This window comes from Micromonospora sp. NPDC048842, assembly GCF_040649935.1.
GTDB classification, from domain to species: domain Bacteria; phylum Actinomycetota; class Actinomycetes; order Mycobacteriales; family Micromonosporaceae; genus Micromonospora; species Micromonospora hortensis.
In genome coordinates, this window is sequence record NZ_JBEZGK010000017.1 from 35561 (window position 1) to 51505 (window position 15945).

General features: G+C 70.4%; 17 protein-coding genes. 6 read left to right on the forward strand and 11 right to left on the reverse strand.

The annotated features are described in order from the left end of the window. Positions 1–31 precede the first annotated feature (31 nt). From AB0C19_RS22690 to AB0C19_RS22705, 4 genes are all read right to left on the reverse strand, one after another. Positions 32–802, reverse strand: coding sequence for an isoprenyl transferase (locus AB0C19_RS22690; RefSeq protein ID WP_091394347.1), 771 nt, complete (start codon positions 800–802; stop codon positions 32–34). A 31-nt stretch (positions 803–833) separates the two neighbouring features. Beyond that, positions 834–1976, reverse strand: a complete 1143-nt coding sequence (locus AB0C19_RS22695; RefSeq protein WP_210784416.1) for a geranylgeranyl reductase family protein — start codon at positions 1974–1976, stop codon at positions 834–836. A gap of 232 nt (positions 1977–2208) precedes the next feature. Next, a complete protein-coding gene (locus AB0C19_RS22700) occupies positions 2209–3066 on the reverse strand; it encodes a hypothetical protein (protein WP_357188359.1) in 858 nt (285 codons plus the stop codon). A gap of 37 nt (positions 3067–3103) precedes the next feature. After that, on the reverse strand, positions 3104–4948 hold the full coding sequence (locus AB0C19_RS22705; RefSeq protein ID WP_357188361.1) for a phosphoenolpyruvate carboxykinase (GTP): 1845 nt from the start codon (positions 4946–4948) through the stop codon (positions 3104–3106). A 427-nt stretch (positions 4949–5375) separates the two neighbouring features. Between AB0C19_RS22705 and AB0C19_RS22710 the strand changes: the two genes are divergently transcribed. The 3 genes from AB0C19_RS22710 to AB0C19_RS22720 all read left to right on the forward strand — a co-directional run bounded on the left by AB0C19_RS22710 (position 5376) and on the right by AB0C19_RS22720 (position 7363). Continuing rightward, positions 5376–5924 carry a GtrA family protein gene (locus tag AB0C19_RS22710; RefSeq protein ID WP_357188362.1) on the forward strand — a complete coding sequence of 183 codons (549 nt, stop codon included), beginning with the start codon at positions 5376–5378 and terminating at the stop codon, positions 5922–5924. Between the two features lie 63 nt (positions 5925–5987). Continuing rightward, on the forward strand, positions 5988–6695 hold the full coding sequence (locus AB0C19_RS22715) for a GtrA family protein (protein ID WP_238684427.1): 708 nt from the start codon (positions 5988–5990) through the stop codon (positions 6693–6695). After that, positions 6692–7363, forward strand: a complete 672-nt coding sequence (locus AB0C19_RS22720) for a MaoC/PaaZ C-terminal domain-containing protein (RefSeq protein WP_357188364.1) — start codon at positions 6692–6694, stop codon at positions 7361–7363. The genes AB0C19_RS22715 and AB0C19_RS22720 overlap by 4 nt, the downstream gene beginning before the upstream one ends. Before the next feature lie 43 nt (positions 7364–7406). On the opposite strand, the gene AB0C19_RS22725 is transcribed toward AB0C19_RS22720, so the two are convergent. Together AB0C19_RS22725 and AB0C19_RS22730 are read right to left on the reverse strand one after the other, a co-directional pair. Further along, positions 7407–7979, reverse strand: coding sequence for a PH domain-containing protein (locus tag AB0C19_RS22725; RefSeq protein ID WP_238684429.1), 573 nt, complete (start codon positions 7977–7979; stop codon positions 7407–7409). A gap of 108 nt (positions 7980–8087) precedes the next feature. Continuing rightward, positions 8088–8963, reverse strand: coding sequence for a biotin--[acetyl-CoA-carboxylase] ligase (locus AB0C19_RS22730; protein ID WP_357188366.1), 876 nt, complete (start codon positions 8961–8963; stop codon positions 8088–8090). 84 nt (positions 8964–9047) lie between these two features. Between AB0C19_RS22730 and AB0C19_RS22735 the strand changes: the two genes are divergently transcribed. Continuing rightward, complete coding sequence (locus AB0C19_RS22735) at positions 9048–10631, forward strand: acyl-CoA carboxylase subunit beta (RefSeq protein WP_357188368.1); 1584 nt, start codon at positions 9048–9050, stop codon at positions 10629–10631. A 140-nt stretch (positions 10632–10771) separates the two neighbouring features. On the opposite strand, the gene AB0C19_RS22740 is transcribed toward AB0C19_RS22735, so the two are convergent. From AB0C19_RS22740 to AB0C19_RS22755, 4 genes are all read right to left on the reverse strand, one after another. Further along, positions 10772–11641, reverse strand: a complete 870-nt coding sequence (locus tag AB0C19_RS22740) for a hypothetical protein (protein WP_357188370.1) — start codon at positions 11639–11641, stop codon at positions 10772–10774. Beyond that, positions 11634–12134, reverse strand: coding sequence for a SigE family RNA polymerase sigma factor (locus AB0C19_RS22745; RefSeq protein ID WP_357188372.1), 501 nt, complete (start codon positions 12132–12134; stop codon positions 11634–11636). Before AB0C19_RS22745 ends, AB0C19_RS22740 begins: the two co-directional genes overlap by 8 nt. Positions 12135–12195: 61 nt before the next feature. Continuing rightward, positions 12196–13179, reverse strand: a complete 984-nt coding sequence (locus AB0C19_RS22750; protein WP_357188373.1) for a 2-dehydropantoate 2-reductase N-terminal domain-containing protein — start codon at positions 13177–13179, stop codon at positions 12196–12198. Positions 13180–13340: 161 nt separating this feature from the next. Then, positions 13341–14084: a M50 family metallopeptidase gene (locus AB0C19_RS22755; RefSeq protein WP_357188375.1), complete on the reverse strand. Its 744-nt coding sequence runs from the start codon at positions 14082–14084 to the stop codon at positions 13341–13343. 101 nt (positions 14085–14185) lie between these two features. Between AB0C19_RS22755 and AB0C19_RS22760 the strand changes: the two genes are divergently transcribed. Further along, a complete protein-coding gene (locus tag AB0C19_RS22760) occupies positions 14186–14737 on the forward strand; it encodes a Uma2 family endonuclease (protein WP_357188377.1) in 552 nt (183 codons plus the stop codon). Between the two features lie 126 nt (positions 14738–14863). Beyond that, positions 14864–15616, forward strand: a complete 753-nt coding sequence (locus tag AB0C19_RS22765; protein ID WP_091394392.1) for a GH25 family lysozyme — start codon at positions 14864–14866, stop codon at positions 15614–15616. Positions 15617–15700: 84 nt separating this feature from the next. Here AB0C19_RS22765 and AB0C19_RS22770 read toward each other — a convergent pair whose 3' ends face one another. Next, positions 15701–15928: a hypothetical protein gene (locus AB0C19_RS22770; protein WP_238684435.1), complete on the reverse strand. Its 228-nt coding sequence runs from the start codon at positions 15926–15928 to the stop codon at positions 15701–15703. Positions 15929–15945 lie beyond the last annotated feature (17 nt).

Consider the following 15945-nt stretch of genomic DNA (forward strand, 5'->3'; position numbering starts at 1 on the left):
TCAGGCGGCGACCGACGGCGTCGCCGCCGGGTCAGGCGCCGTAACGGCGTTGTCTGGTGGCGTACGAACGCAGGGCCCGCAGAAAGTCGATGTGCCGGAAGTCCGGCCAGTTGAGCTCGCAGAAGTAGAACTCCGAGTGCGCGGACTGCCAGAGCATGAAACCGGACAGCCGCTGCTCACCGCTGGTGCGGATGACCAGGTCCGGGTCGGGCTGGCCCCGGGTGTAGAGGTGCTCGGCGATGTGCTCGACGTCCAGCACCTCGGCCAATTCCTCGATCGTGCCCCCGGTGGCGGCGTGCTCCAGCAACAGCGAACGGACCGCGTCGGTGATCTCCCGGCGGCCGCCGTAGCCCACCGCGATGTTGACCTCCGCGCCACCGGTGCGCTCGCGGGTGCGCTCCTCGGCGCCCTTGAGCGCCGCCGCGGTCTGCGCCGGCAGCAGGTCGAGCGCTCCGACGATGCGCAGTCGCCAGGGGTTGCCCTCCTCGGAGAGCTCCACCACGAGGTCCTCAATGATCTTGAGGAGCGGGTCCAGCTCGGCGGCCGGACGGCGCAGGTTGTCGGTGGCCAGCAGGTAGAGGGTCACGTGCCCGACGCCGGCCTGGTCACACCAGCCGAGGACATGCTTGATCTTCGCCGCGCCGACCCGGTGCCCGTCGTTCGGGTCGACGAAGCCCATCTCCCTGGCCCATCGGCGGTTGCCGTCGCACATCACCCCGACGTGCCGGGGCACCGGCTTACCGGCGAGCTTCGCCGTGAGCCGGCGCTCGTACACGGAGTAGATAAGGTTCCGCAGCGTCATCACCTAGCAGCGTAGCGACCCTTCAGCCAGTTCACTGCCTCGGAGCCCCATCCCCGCCGCCCAGACCGGCGCCGATCAGTGCGAGCGTACGAGCGGTGAGGCGTCCGTCACCCAGTCCCAACTCGACCACGTCGTAGAACACTCGGTCGTCCCGACGGGCGGCCCGGACCGCCGCGTCCACCACCCGGCGTCGCCGGGCCAACCAGGCCGCTACCGAACTGTGCCGCAGGTGGGTGCCGAGGCGGCGGCGCAACCCGTCGGCGTAACGACCAGCCGCGCCCTCGGGCGACCGGGCCGCCGCCGAGCCGGCGAGCGCGCCGGAGAGCAACGCGTAGAAGATGCCCTCCCCGGTGAACGGATTGATCAGCGACAGCGCGTCCCCGGCCAGCAGCGTGCGCCCTCGCCCCGGCGACGGCCGGTGAGTGGAGAGCGGCAGGTGATGCGCGCGCAACGCGGTCACGGTCGCCAAGTCGGTGCCGGGCAGCAGCGCGGCCAGCCGATCCAGCAGGTACGCGCGGCTCAACGGCTCGCCGCGCAGGACCTCCCCGTACCCGACGTTCGCCCGCCCGTCGCCGATCGGGAACGACCAGGCGTACGCCGGCCAGCGTGCCTTCGATGTGACGATGAGCTGCTCGGACGGGCCGGGCAGGGCCGGGGCGTACCCCCGGATGGCCAGCGCGAGGTGCCGGTCGGGATTCTGCGGATGGCCGAGCGCCCGACGCACCACCGAGCCGGCGCCGTCCGCGCCGATCACCACCCGGCCGGACACCTGCCCGTCGAGCACCACCCGGTCCGCGCGCGGCTCGACCTGGCGCACCGTGTGCCGGCGTAGCTGCGCGCCGGCGGCCACAGCGGCCGCCACCAGCCGCGCGTCGAAAACCTCCCGGGGCACCGTGTACGCGGGTCGGGGCAGCGCCCGAGCCACCGCACCACCACCCGGCGAGATCATGCGCAACGCCGGCAGCGGCGCGTAACCGGCCACCGCCTCGGTCACCCCCAGCTCGGCGAGCACGTCCACCGAGTGCGCGGCGATCCCGTCACCACACGCCTTGTCCCGGGGAAAATCGGCCCGGTCCAGCAGCAGCACGCTGGCACCGGCCCGGCGCGCCGTCAACGCGGCTGCCGCCCCGGCCGGCCCCGCCCCCACCACCACCACGTCGAACTCGTCGTCCACCGCGCGCCTCCCTCCGTTCGGTGGCGGCCCGCTCCTGCCCCGTCCGGCGATCCGCCAGTGCCCCGACGTCGACCACTGTGACCGACACCACCCGCCATCCTGCCCCGTACCGGCGCAGGCAGACCGACCGCGCGGCGCGCCAGCCGGCCCCACCCCGTCGATCATGGAGTTGTGCTGGTTCACAAAAGTGGCAAATGATCGACGCGGGTGGGGGTGGGGTGGGGGGTGGGGGTTAGGCCGGGGCGTGGTCTTCGGTGCGGGCGGCGCGGCGCAGGCCGTAGAGGGCCAGGCCGGCGGCGGCCAGGAGGGGGGCGCCGTCGCGGATCAGGCCGTCGACGCCCAGCAGCCACCAGCACAGCGGCAGGTCCACGGCGAGTACGGCCACGGTGACGACGACCAGCAGGCCACGCGCCCAGTCCTTGCCCCGCATCAGGAACGCCGTGCAGAACAGCACCGCGTAGCTGGCCGTGATGCCCGCGCCGAACCAGAACAGCACCGCCGGCACCGCTGTCAGTCGACCGTCCAGGATGGAACCTCCGGCCACCAGGGCCGGCACCAGCATCAGCGGGCTGTAGGTGAACGCCGCCACCCGGCTGGTCAACAACCAGGCACTGGCCTGTGGTCGACGTGGTGGGGTCTCCCGCCAGGAGATGCCGTCCCGGTCGATGACGAGGCGTGGACGGTGCCGGACCAGGTGCCCGGCCAACGCCGGCGAGCGGTAGAGCAACCAGACCACCGCGACACAGAGCGCCGTGAGAATGGCGAAGCCGAGCAGGCCGGGCAGTGGCGGCACACCCTGCCGGGGCACGATGAGCCGGGCGACCGCGAAGATCGTGGTGACCGCGAGGATCAGCCCGAACGGGCGGGCCGCGGTACGACCCCGTCGCACGTGCCCGATCAGCAGCAGGAAGCCGAACGAGCGCAGCATGGCCCAGCCGGTCCGTACGGCCAGCCCGAATCCCTGCTCGGGGGCGTACCACCAGTTGAGCAGCTCGACCACGACGGTGGCCGCCGCCGTCGTCGCCAGCAGGGTGGTCAGCACCCGGACGGCGGACGGCCGCCGGACCTGGGTCTCGGCGGCCGTCCTCATGAAATCCGATGTTGCCCGCGAAGGGTCTCGTTCACACCTACCGCTGCGGCTGCGCGGCGTCCAGGCGGGCGCGCAGCGCGTCCAGCTCGGCCCAGAGCACGCCGGGCAGCTTGTCACCGAACTTCTCGAACCACTCGGTGATCATCGGCAGCTCGTTGCGCCACTCGTCCGGGTCGACCTTCAGCGCGATCCGAACGTCCTCCGGGGTCATGTCCAGGCCCTCGACGTCCAGGGCGTCCGGAGCGGGGACCATGCCGACCGGCGTCTCGACCGCGCCGGCAGTGCCCTCGATCCGCTCGACGACCCACTTGAGCACCCGGGAGTTCTCCCCGAAGCCCGGCCAGAGGAACGAGCCGTCCGGGTCCTTGCGGAACCAGTTGACGTAGTAGATCTTCGGCAGCTTCGCCTCGTCGCCGTCGGCGCCCTTGCCCATCTCGATCCAGTGCCGGAAGTAGTCACCGGCGTGGTAGCCGATGAACGGCAGCATCGCCATCGGATCCCGCCGGACCACGCCGACGGCGCCGGACGCGGCGGCGGTGGTCTCCGAGGAGAGCGTGGCGCCCATGTAGACGCCGTGCACCCAGTCGCGGGCCTCGGTCACCAGCGGGATGGTGTCCTTGCGGCGACCGCCGAAGAGGATCGCGTCGATCGGCACCCCGTTGGGGTCGAAGTACTCGTCGGCGAGGATCGGGCACTGGGTGATCGGGGTGCAGAACCGGCTGTTGGCGTGGGAGGACAGGCTGTCGCTCTCCGGCGTCCAGTCGTTGCCCTTCCAGTCGATCAGGTGTGCCGGCGGCTCGCCCATGCCCTCCCACCAGACGTCGCCGTCATCGGTGAGGCCGACGTTGGTGAAGACGGAGTTGCCCCGGTCCAGCGTGCGCATGGCGTTGGCGTTGGTCTTCCAGTCGGTGCCGGGCGCGACGCCGAACAGACCGTACTCGGGGTTGACGGCGTAGAGGCGGCCGTCCGGCCCGAACCGCATCCAGGCGATGTCGTCGCCGATGGTCTCGACCTTCCAGCCGGGAATCGTCGGCTCCACCATGGCGAGGTTGGTCTTGCCGCAGGCAGACGGGAACGCACCGGCGATGTGGTAGGTCTTACCCTCCGGCGAAGTGATCTTGAGGATCAGCATGTGCTCGGCGAGCCAGCCCTCGTCCCGGCCCATCACGCTGGCGATCCGCAGCGAGTAGCACTTCTTGCCGAGCAGCGAGTTGCCGCCGTAACCCGAGCCGTACGACCAGATCTCCCGGCTCTCCGGGAAGTGCGAGATGTACTTGGTGTCGTTGCACGGCCAGGCGACATCCTGCTGGCCGGGGGCGAGCGGGGCGCCGATCGAGTGCAGGGCGTGCACGAAGTCCGCGTCGTTGCCCATGGCCTCGAGGACCCGGGTGCCCATCCGCGTCATGATGCGCATCGAGGCGACCACGTAGGGGCTGTCGGTGACCTCGACACCGAACATCGGGGACTCGGCCTCGACCGGCCCCATGACGAACGGGATGACGTACATGGTGCGACCGCGCATGGAGCCCCGGTACAGGTCCGTCATCGTCCGCTTCATCTCGGCCGGCGCCATCCAGTTGTTGGTGGGGCCAGCGTCCGCCTCGTCGACGGAACAGATGTAGGTGCGCTCCTCGACCCGGGCGACATCCGTCGGGTCGGTGCGCGCGTAGAACGAGTTGGGCTTCTTCTCCGGGTTGAGCCGGATCAGGGTTCCGGCCTCGACCAGCTCATCGGTGAGGCGGCGCCACTCCTCGTCGGACCCGTCCACCCAGACGACACGGTCGGGGGTGGTCAGTTCCGCGACCTCACGGACCCAGGCGAGCAGTTTCGGATGGGACGTCGGGGCCTGATCAATACCCCGCACAACAGCCGGAGCAACCATGACACATCTCCTTGTGGTCGACGCTGACCGATCTATGGGATGCACGAGACTCAGCGGCGCGATGCGTCGCCTTCGTGGAAACCTGGGATTGGCCTCAGCGTAAACCGGGCAGCCTTCCGAGTCAGTGGGACAGGTTGTGAAGAACTGCACAAGCTACGGCCTCGCTGCGGCATCACGAGCTGATACCCGCTTTCCCGCGCAGTTTCACGCAAATCTTGTTGTGCACCCCGGCGGACGCTTGTTGCGGTCGGGCCGTGGACCTGCCCCGCCGACCGGTGCGGTGATTCCCGTTCCGCGGCGGCTCAGTCCTCCGAATTGGCTACGCTCTGTGCAGCGGTTACGTACGCGGCGCTGGGCCCCTCCGGGAGACCACGCCCGCTTGCCGTTGCTACCCCTCCGACTGGCCGGCAGCCGGTAGGCTCCCTCCGTGGCCGCCACGATGACCGGGGAACAACCGGGTCCCCGGCAGACCCGACGGGGTCTCGTCGGCTTACTCCTCGACCGCTTCGGTCATCTCATCCGCGAGATGGGCAAGTTCGCCACAGTGGGTGGTTTCGCCTTCCTCGTCGACTTCGCGCTCTTCAACTACCTGACGAGCAAGCACGGCGTCGAAGAGCTGACGGCGAAGACGATCTCCACGGTGATCGCGGCGTCCGTCGCCTTCGTGGGCAACCGGTTCTGGACGTGGCGGCACCGCCAGCGCAACAACGCGGCGCGCGAGTACGCGCTCTTCTTCTTCTTCAACGCCGTCGGTCTCGGCATCACTGTGGCCTGCCTCGCGCTCAGCCGCTACGGGCTCGGAGCCATCTGGCCGGCCGTGTTCCAGACGCGCCTGGCGGACAATCTGGCCAGCTACATCGTCGGCACGGGGTTCGCCACGCTGTTTCGATTCTGGTCGTACCGGCGGTTCGTCTTCGTCGAAGCGGGAACCCCGACCCTTCCGCAGGTGGATCCCGACCGTGACCACAGGGCGTGACCTGCCGCCCACCTCGTTCGGCCGGTGATCGCCGGCCGCACCGACTGCCCTAAGGTGTTTCGCATGCGTCTTGTCCGCCTGCTGCCTGAGCGCTGGCAGAAGTTCATCCACGAGGCGCTCAAGTTCGGCATCGTCGGCGGCATCAACACCGTCATCAATTACGCGGTGTTCAACGCCCTTGCACTGACCGTTTTCGTCAATGGTCAGTTGAAGGCGACAGTGATCGCGACGATCGTCGCCACCATCACGTCGTACCTCATGAATCGGCACTGGACGTACCGCGATCGCCCGAAATCGGCGCTTCGCCGGGAATATCTGCTTTTCTTCCTATTCAACGGTGCTGGCCTGCTCATTGAGCTGGGTGCCGTGGCGGCGGCCAAGTACGGTCTCGGCGTACACGGCCTGCTGGCTCTGAATCTGGCCAAGACCGTCGGCGTCATGCTGGCCACGCTGTTCCGGTTCTGGTCGTACCGCACCTTCGTCTTCCAACCCGTCGCACCGGCCGAGGACGAGGCCGCGAAGCCCGACTCCACCTGGCACGACATTCCGCGCGACGAGTGGGACACGATGGCGGAGATGGACCCGGTCGCCGAGTTGGCGGAGTCGGTGTCCGAGCTGGAGGAGGCGGAGTCCGCGCAACGGCTCGACTCCCCAGCCGGCGCACCGGCTCAGAGCCGGCTCCCACGGCTGAGCGTCAGCCCCGCCGTCGACCTGGACGCGGAACTCGCCGCGGAGCTGCACGTCAGCACCCGTCGCGCGCCCCGCCGGTGACGACACCCGACGCCCGCTCCGGCACGGGGCGACCGGCCGAGCTGTTCTTCGAGGATCTCGTCCCGGGGCTCACCGTCGACCTCGGCGTGGTCACCGTGGACGCCGACGAGATGGTCGCCTTCGCCCGCCGTTTCGACCCGCAGTGGTACCACGTCGACAGCGACCTGGCCGCCGCGAGCCGGCACGGTGGTCTGATCGCCAGCGGCTTCTACACTGTCAGCCTGTTCATGCGCGCGTACGTCGACCACCTGCTGTCCCGGGCCGCCGCCGACGCGTCCCCCGGCCTGGAGGAGCTGCGTTGGCTCGCCCCGGTGCGGGCCGGCGACCGGCTCGCGGTCCGGGTGGACGTGATGGGCGCCCGGCCGTCGACTGCCCGCCCCGGGCTCGGCACCGTCAGTCTCACAGGCACCATGCTGCGCCTTGGCCCGGACGACCGGCCCGAGCAGGAGGTGCTGCGGACCCGCTTCCGCGGCTGGTTCGCCGTGCGACCGGTCGAGGCCGACCCCGCCGAAGCCGAAGCCACCGAAGCCGCACCGACCGACGCGGACCAGCCCGGGGTCGACCAGCCCGACCACGGCCCGACCGAGACGGACCCGTCCACCGTCGGGTCGTCCGTCGGCGACCCGACGGACAGCAGCGGCTCACCCGAGGCCCAGCGGCCCGACTGACCCGCCCCGACCGCGCGGCAGGGGCGGGTTCCAGCCGTCCGGTTCAGGTGGTGGTGTCGCGCAGCGGCTTGCCGTCCTGCATGTCGGCGAGCATGTCGCGCATCTCGCCATCACCCAGCGAGTGCTTGTCGTGCTGTGCCTCAACCAGCTCGTACAGGGTGGTCTGCACCCTTCCGACGTCCGGCACGTCGGCGAGCACCGACTGGCCGCGCTCACCTGCCGACTCGATGGTGAGCGTCCCGCAGCCGAGCAGACGCTCGACGAACCGCTGATTCATCGAGTGGTCGTTGACCCGGGCGAGCGGAAGGTCCCGCCGGTCCCGGGAGAACACACCCTGCTGGAGCAGGACTCGCTCGTTCGTGAACAGGTAGTGGGTGGTGCGCCAGACCAGGAACGGCCACAGGCCGAGCCAGAGCACCGCGACCAGGGCGATCGCCCCGATCACGGCCAGCGCGATCGAACCGCCGCCACTCTCGGGCAACAGGAGCACGCCGACCACCACCGCGGCGATGGCCAGCACCAGCACCGCGATCGGCCGGATCAACGCCTTCCAGTGCGGATGCAGGTGCAGCACGACGTGCTCGTCCTCGGTGAGCACGTCTTCAGGAAACGCCACGGGAACCTCCAACGCGATTTTCTAGACGCGCAGACGGTAAACCCCCCAAGCCCCACCACGACATCCGCCGCGCGGGCCCACTCGGGCTCTTCGTGATCTTGCCCGTCCTCAGCGGAGGTGCAGGACGTCGCCGGCAGCCAGGGTCCGGGCGCCGGTCGACGTGGTGACCATCAGTTGGCCGTCCGGGTCCACCCCGGTGGCGGTGCCGGTCAGGGACTCACCGTTGGGGAGCAGGACGCGTACCTCGCGCCCGATCGTCGCGCAGGCCGCCAGGTAGGCGTCGCGCAGACCGCTGGCCACCGCGTCGCCGCCCGCCGAACGCCAACGGTCGTACCAGTCGGCGACCGAGCGCAACAGCGCCCGCAGCAGCGGATCCCGGTCGGTGGCCACAGCGCCGGCCAGTTGGAGCGAGGTGGCCGGCAGCCCGGTCGGGTTCACCGGCAGCTCGTCGGCGCGCAACGTCACGTTGAGCCCGATGCCCAGCACGATCGCCGGCGGTTGGTCCGGCACACGTCCGGGCACCGCCTCGGCCAGCACACCCGCGCACTTCGCGTCGTCGATCAGCAGGTCGTTCGGCCATTTGAGGGCGGCTTCCAGCTCGGCCAGCCGGGCCACCGCCTCGACCAGCGCCACGCCGGCCAGCAACGGCAGCCACCCGTACCCAGTGGGTGACGCCGGTAGCCAGCCGCGGTCCGGCACTGCCTCGCCGGGCCGCAGCAGGACGCTCGTCGCGATGCCGGCCCGCGCCGGCGACTGCCAGATCCGACCGCGCCGGCCGCGCCCTTCGGTCTGCCGCTCGGCGACCACTACCAGGCCCTCGGGCTCGTCGGCCCGGGCCGCCTCGGCCACGTCGGCGTTCGTGGAGCCGGTCTCGGCACGCAGCTCCAGCCGGGCCCACGGCCCGTTCGGCGCTGTCAACGCGCGGCGCAGCCGGGCCGCCGACAGCGGCGGCCGGTCCAGATCGGTGTACGGGGAGCCCGACATTCCGCCAGCCTACGGCGGTGCTCCGGTCGACACTGAGGCGTACTGCACAGCGGCACCCACCTGAACCATCGTTATATTCCCTGGGTGACTACCGAGACCGGGACCAACATGCACAGCACCGCGGGCAAGCTGGCGGACCTGGAGCGCCGGGTCGACGAGGCGGTGCACGCCGGGTCGGCCCGCGCCGTGGAGAAGCAGCACGCGCGCGGCAAGAAGACCGCCCGCGAGCGGATCGAGATGCTGCTCGACGAGGGCTCCTTCGTCGAACTCGACGAGCTGGCCCGGCACCGGTCCACGGCCTTCGGGCTGGAGCGAAACCGCCCGTACGGCGACGGTGTGGTCACCGGCTACGGCACGGTCGACGGCCGGCAGGTGTGCGTCTTCGCGCAGGACTTCACCGTCTTCGGTGGCTCGCTCGGCGAGGTCTTCGGCGAGAAGATCGTCAAGGTGATGGACCTGGCCATGAAGATCGGCTGCCCGGTGGTCGGCATCAACGACTCCGGCGGCGCGCGCATCCAGGAGGGCGTCGTCTCGCTCGGTCTCTACGGCGAGATCTTCTTCCGCAACGTGCGGGCCTCCGGCGTCATCCCGCAGATCTCACTGGTGATGGGCCCCTGTGCAGGCGGCGCCGTCTACTCCCCGGCGGTCACCGACTTCACTGTGATGGTCGACCAGACCTCGCACATGTTCATCACCGGCCCCGACGTGATCAAGACGGTGACGGGCGAGGACGTCGGCATGGAGGAGCTGGGCGGCGCGCGTACGCACAACACCCGCAGCGGCAACGCGCACTACCTCGCCAGTGACGAGGAGGACGCTGTCGACTACGTCAAGGCGCTGCTGTCGTACCTGCCGTCGAACAACCTGGACGAGCCGGTAGTCGTCGACGCCCCCGCTTCGCTTGAGGTCACCGACGAGGACCGGGAGTTGGACACCCTGATCCCGGACTCGGCCAACCAGCCGTACGACATCCGCACGGTGATCGAGCACGTCCTCGACGACGGGGAGTTCCTCGAGGTCCAGCCGCTCTACGCGCAGAACATCGTGGTCGGCTACGGCCGGGTCGAGGGGCGACCGGTCGGTGTGGTGGCCAACCAGCCGATGCACTTCGCCGGCACCCTGGACATCGCCGCCTCGGAGAAGGCCGCCCGGTTCGTGCGCACGTGCGACGCGTTCAACATCCCGGTGCTGACCTTCGTGGACGTGCCCGGCTTCCTGCCCGGCACCGGTCAGGAGTGGGACGGCATCATCCGCCGGGGCGCCAAGCTCATCTACGCGTACGCCGAGGCGACCGTCCCCAAGGTCACCGTGATCACCCGCAAGGCGTACGGCGGGGCGTACGACGTGATGGGCTCCAAGCACCTCGGCGCGGACCTGAACTTCGCCTGGCCGACAGCGCAGATCGCGGTGATGGGCGCGCAGGGCGCTGTGAACATCCTCTACCGCTCCGAGCTGGCCGGCGCCGAGGACCCGGCGGCGGTCCGGGCCGAGAAGATCGCCGAGTACGAGGACACCCTGGCCAACCCGTACGTGGCCGCCGAGCGCGGGTACATCGACTCGGTGATCGCTCCGCACGAGACGCGCACCCAGATCGTCCGGGCGCTGCGCGTCCTGCGGACCAAGCGGGAAACCCTGCCGCCGAAGAAGCACGGCAACATTCCGCTCTGAGCCTTTGTGGCGGCCCCTGCGGCCCCTGATCCGCGCAACTTCAGCGTTGTTGCTGCCTCCGGGCGCCGGGAGGCACCAACATCCCTGATGTTGCGCGGATCATCGCCGCATGTTGCTCGGGTCGAGCGCCTCGGTTGGGGTCAGCAGGCCGGGTTGGCGGCGGCGCACATCCGGGCTGCCGCCGCCACGGCGAGCTGGCGGAGTTTCGCCTCGGTGCCGCCATCTGCAATGCGGAGCAGCGAGACAGTGTCACCGACCCGGACGATGGCCAGGAGGGTCGGCGGCGGTGCATTGCCGAACGTCTGCCCGGTCTGCACGTCCCGAGCAGCCGTGAACGTGTCCCGCAGGATGGCGGCGTCGTCCCCCGCGAAGCCCCGCTGCACCACCGCCCACCGGTGGATCACCTCCACGGTGTGGGTGCTGTCCACCGTCTCCGTGCCCGCCAACCCCCACTGCTCGACGCTTCGCCACTCGGCGCACGGCGCGACCAGGTCGTCCAGACTGGTGAAGAGCTGTCGAGCCGTCTGTGGTTCCAGCCTGAAGAGATCCTGCATGGCCAGGGCGTCGCCCGGCACCAGGACGCCCTGAGTGGCCTTCCGCATGAGGGTCTGTGAACGGGACAGGATGGACATCTGCCAGCCGTCCGATTGCCCCTGGCTCGTCCGGCAACGGCCGAGCGTATCGTCCAGCCGGACCGGCTCGCCCAGACCTGCCTGGCTGAGCTGCACGTAAACCGGCTCCGGCAGGTCGGCCGGCTGCAGCAGGGCGTCGGTGGTGATCTCGTGCCGGGTGGGCGAGGCGGAGGCTGCCGGCTGAACCAATGGCGGGGACGTCCTCGGCGCGGCGACCGCCACGGCGGAAACCCCGGCGAGGGCCAGCACGACGGTGGCCACCACGACCTTGCGCTGGCTGCGGCGGCGGGCCCGGGAGCGGATCTCCTCCGGGCCGAGCCAGCGCACGTCGAGCAGGTCCCGCCGGACGTGTTCGACGAAGGTCGGTTCGTCACGCATCGGTGGCCTCCTCCAGGTCAGAGACGGCGAGCAGACCGGCGAGCGCGGCGCGCCCCCGGGAGAGTCGAGCCTTGACCGTGCCCACCGGGGCCGCGGTCTCCCGCGCGACCTCGGCGACCGGCATGCCGACCAGGTAGTACAGGGCGATGGCGACGCGTTGCTCCTCGGGTAGCAGACGCAGCGCGGCGACCACATCGACGGTGTCGGTGCCCGGGCCGGGAACGGTCTCGACGGCCCCGTGTCGCAGGTACGCGCGAGCACGACTGCGCAGGCTGCGCCACCGGCTGACCGCGATGCGGCTGGCCACGACCCGCACCCACGCCTCCGGTTCGTCGTACCGGCTCACCGTCGACCAGCGCTGCCACGCCCGGACGTACGCCTCCTGCACCGCGTCCTGCGCCTCACCCCGATCGCCGGTGAGGGCGTAGACGAACCCGAGGAGTCGTTGCCGACTCCCCTGGTAGAACTCGTCGAACCCGTCGACGTCCGGCACCCGCTACCTCCCCGTGTCGGTCGCTGGGAACACGCACCGGCAAGGGCCGTTGGTTGCCCGGTCAGGCGATCGACTTTTCCAGCTCGCTGAGCGGGAACGCGCCGGCCCCGATCCGCTCTCGGACCGCCCTGCGTACGGCCCGCTGCACTGCGACGTTGACCGGCGTCGGTACGGCGTGCAGCCGGCCGAGCAACGCGATCTCACCGTTGAGGTGGTCGACCTCGGTCGAGCCGGTGCCCCGGGCCAGGCTCTGCCAGGTGGAGCCGCCGGAACGGGCCTCGCCGTCGACCGGGCGTTGCCCGACCAGGTCGCCGCGTTCGGCTTTCTCCTCCTCGGGCGAGGTGTGTGCGATGCCGGCGGCGGCGAGCGCGGCGACGCCCTCGGCGCGTACCCGCTCGACCAGCGCGTCCGGGATGTCCTGGCCGAGCAACGCCTGTAGGCCGTTACCGAGGTTGCTGAGCAGCTTGCCGTACTTCCAGCGCAGCACGTCGGTGCGGACCGGGGCGACGAAACCGGCGGCGGTCAGGTCGGCGGCGATCGCCCGGTCGGTGCCGTCGGCGCCCCCGGGGTACCGCCCGATGTGGAGCATCCCCGGATGCGGGTACCCGTTGGCGACCACCACACCCGGTTCCAGGTGGGTGGCCGGCAGCCAGACGCAGACCGGGTGCACGTCGGCGAAGAGGCGCAGCGCGGCCCGCTCGTTGGCCACCCCGTTCTGCGCTGTCACCAGCGGCAGACGCTCGCCCGCAGTGCCGCCGCCGACCACCGGCGCGTCCACCCAGGCGGCAAGCGCGCCGGCGGTGTCCTGCGACTTCACGGTGAGGATCAGCACGGTGTCCGCCGGCAGAGGCTGGTCGGTGGGCCGGTCCACTGCCGCGAGCCGGGCGGTGACCTCACCGTCGGGCTGCCGCACTGTCAGACCCCGCGCACGGATCGCGTCCAGGTGGGCGCCGCGGGCCACCAGTGTCACGTCCCGGCCGGCCTGGGCCAGCCGTACGCCGATGGTCCCGCCGACAGCACCCGCGCCGATGATCACGTATCGCATGGCCCCATTCTGCCCGCCCGCGCCTCTCCAGCCCGTGCCCCTCCGCCACCCCTTCCCCCGCCGATCATGGAGTTGTGGTGCCTGACTGCGGGGGTATTGCGGCTTTCGCGCCCCACCACAACTCCTTGATCGACCCGGGCGGAGGCGGGGTTGAGGCGGGGTTAGAGCGTCAGGCCGGCGCTTGCGAGCATCGGGCCGGTTAGCAGCAGGGCGCCGGCGATCAGGGCCGCCAGGTTGACGAGGGCGAAGACGCCAACCCAGAAGAGCGGCGGGAACGGGGTGAGCCCGGCCAACTGGTCGGCGTCGGAGGCGGGCATCCGACCCCGCGAACGCTGCCGTTGCAGCTCGACTACCGGCCGCACCCCACCGAGCAGCAGGAACCACACCCCGGCGTACGCGAAAGCGGCCTGGACCTGCGGCGTCGCGTACCACGAGACGGCGAACACCAGCGCCCCGGTGATCAGCAACGACACCACGCCGAAGACGTTTCGGATCATGACGAGCATGGCCAGCAGCAGCGCCACCGCCACCCAGAGCAGCAGGGTGATCCGGTTGCCGCCGAGCAGCCAGGCGCCGGCCAGCCCCACCAGCGGCGGCGCGACGTATCCGGCGAGCAGGGTGAGGATCATGCCCGGCCCGGTGGGACGGCCGGCGGAGAGCGTCAGCCCGGACGTGTCCGAGTGCAACCGGATGCCGTGCAGCTTGCGGCCGGTGAGCAGGGCGATCAGGGCGTGCCCGCCCTCGTGCGCGATGGTGACGGCGTTACGGGCGATCCGCCACGGCAGCCGGGTGGAGACCACCACCAGCGCTACGGCCCCGGTGATCAACACCAGCAGCGCGGGCGGGTCCGGCTGCGCGCCGAACAGCGTGTCCCACAGGTCGCCCAGCCCGTCGATCGACATCATGGGGCGCGAGCCTACCGGCGGCGTTCCGTGTCGCTCCCGAGGCACCGGCTCGTATCCTGTGAAACTGATCGGGTGGCGAGTGAAGCGGGAGGTGGACGCAGGTGAGCGCAGCCCCCCTGGAGCCGCACGTCGGCCTGTGGACCGAGGCCGACTACTTCGCCTTGGGCGAGACGCCTGACCGGATCGAGCTGCTCGACGGGAGCCTGCTGGTGAGCCCTGCACCGAGCCGACGGCACCAGCGGGTGTCGCGCCGGCTGGCGAACAGCATCGAGGCAGCAGCAGAGCCTCGCGGTCTCCTGGTCTATGACGCGATCAACGTCCGGCTCGGCGTCGACCGGGTCGTCATCCCGGATCTCGTCGTCACCGACGCCGACGACGACGGCACCTATCTCGACTCCGACCGAGTGTCTCTCGTCGGTGAGGTCGTCTCGCCGGGCAACGCCGCAGCCGACCGCCTGCTCAAGATGCAGCTCTACGCCATTGCGCGAATCCCCTGGTATCTGCTTGTCGAGCAGGATGGGGACGCTCACTCGTTGCGGCTGTTCCGGTTGGATGGTGAGCACTACGTCGAGGACCAGGTGGCCAAGCCCGGCGAGACGCTGACCGTCGTCGAGCCGTTCCGCTGGCAACTCGACCCGGCCACGCTGCGCTGATCCGTCCGGTCTCGGCCAGCGGTCCCGCATGGCGCGTCGATGAAGCTTTTTTCCGGTCACCCTTGTGATCTAGGGCACTTACCTCCAAAGATGAATGTCGATAGAGCGACGTCCTTGGAGGCACTCATGGCCCGTACCCGATCATCGCTGCGCCGCGCGCTCGCGGCCGGCCTCACCGTCCTCGCCACCGCGGCGGCGGCCCTGGTCGCGACCGCCGGACCGGCGGCCGCCGCCACCACACCCGGTGTCGACGTCTCCCGCTATCAGGGCACCATCAACTGGACCAGCGTCCGCAACGCGGGCATCCAGTTCGCCTTCATCAAGGCGACCGAGGGCACCAGCTACAAGGACCCGAACTTCAACGCCAACTACGTCAACTCGTACAACGCCGGGGTGATTCGCGGGGCGTACCACTTCGCCCGCCCGAACATCTCCGCCGGCTCGACCCAGGCCAACTACCTGGCCTCCAACGGCGGCGCCTGGTCCGCGGACAGCCGCACCCTGCCGGCCGCGCTGGACATCGAGGGCAACCCGTACGCCGGCGGCTACTGCTACGGGCTCAGCACGACCGGGATGCGCAACTGGGTGCAGGACTTCCTGAACACCTACCGCTCCCGCACCGGCCGGTACGCGGTCATCTACACCACCACGAGCTGGTGGAACCAGTGCACCGGTAGTTGGACCGGCCCGTGGGCGAACCACCCGCTCTGGCTGGCCCGCTGGTCGAGCACGCCCGGGGCCCTGCCGGCCGGCGCGTCGGTGTGGAGCTTCTGGCAGTACACCAGCACCGGCGCGGTCTCCGGGATCAGCGGCAACGTGGACCGCAACTACTGGAACGGCGACCGGAGCCGCCTGATCGCGTTGGCCAACAACACCTGACCGGGCCGTTGGCGGCAGCGGGATCGACGGTCACCATCACGGTCGACAATCGGTCCGGCTGCCGCCACACCACCGGGTACGGGGTCAAGCCCGCCGCCGGCTCAGGGCCGGCACCACAGCATCCTCACGAGCCAGCGCGCCCCGGCGGGTCAACCGCCAGGCAGCCACGCCAAAGCCGGCAACGATCGCGACGCCGAGCAGTGCGATGAGCACCGAAACCCCCGCGCTGACCAGCAGCAGGATCGCGTCGCCGAGCGCCACGAGCATCCACAGTGCCAGCCGGGGCCGAGCGTCCCTCCGTCGGTAACCCATGTCGTGCCTCCTTCCGT

Bases quoted from the DNA above. Each gene is read 5' to 3' on its own strand.
- AB0C19_RS22690 (WP_091394347.1), bottom strand. From the start codon at position 802: ATGACGCTGCGGAACCTTATCTACTCCGTGTACGAGCGCCGGCTCACG.
- AB0C19_RS22700 (WP_357188359.1), bottom strand. From the start codon at position 3,066: ATGAGGACGGCCGCCGAGACCCAGGTCCGGCGGCCGTCCGCCGTCCGG.
- AB0C19_RS22705 (WP_357188361.1), bottom strand. From the start codon at position 4,948: ATGGTTGCTCCGGCTGTTGTGCGGGGTATTGATCAGGCCCCGACGTCC.
- AB0C19_RS22715 (WP_238684427.1), top strand. From the start codon at position 5,988: ATGCGTCTTGTCCGCCTGCTGCCTGAGCGCTGGCAGAAGTTCATCCAC.
- AB0C19_RS22730 (WP_357188366.1), bottom strand. From the start codon at position 8,963: ATGTCGGGCTCCCCGTACACCGATCTGGACCGGCCGCCGCTGTCGGCG.
- AB0C19_RS22740 (WP_357188370.1), bottom strand. From the start codon at position 11,641: ATGCGTGACGAACCGACCTTCGTCGAACACGTCCGGCGGGACCTGCTC.
- AB0C19_RS22750 (WP_357188373.1), bottom strand. From the start codon at position 13,179: ATGCGATACGTGATCATCGGCGCGGGTGCTGTCGGCGGGACCATCGGC.
- AB0C19_RS22755 (WP_357188375.1), bottom strand. From the start codon at position 14,084: ATGATGTCGATCGACGGGCTGGGCGACCTGTGGGACACGCTGTTCGGC.
- AB0C19_RS22765 (WP_091394392.1), top strand. From the start codon at position 14,864: ATGGCCCGTACCCGATCATCGCTGCGCCGCGCGCTCGCGGCCGGCCTC.
- AB0C19_RS22770 (WP_238684435.1), bottom strand. From the start codon at position 15,928: ATGGGTTACCGACGGAGGGACGCTCGGCCCCGGCTGGCACTGTGGATG.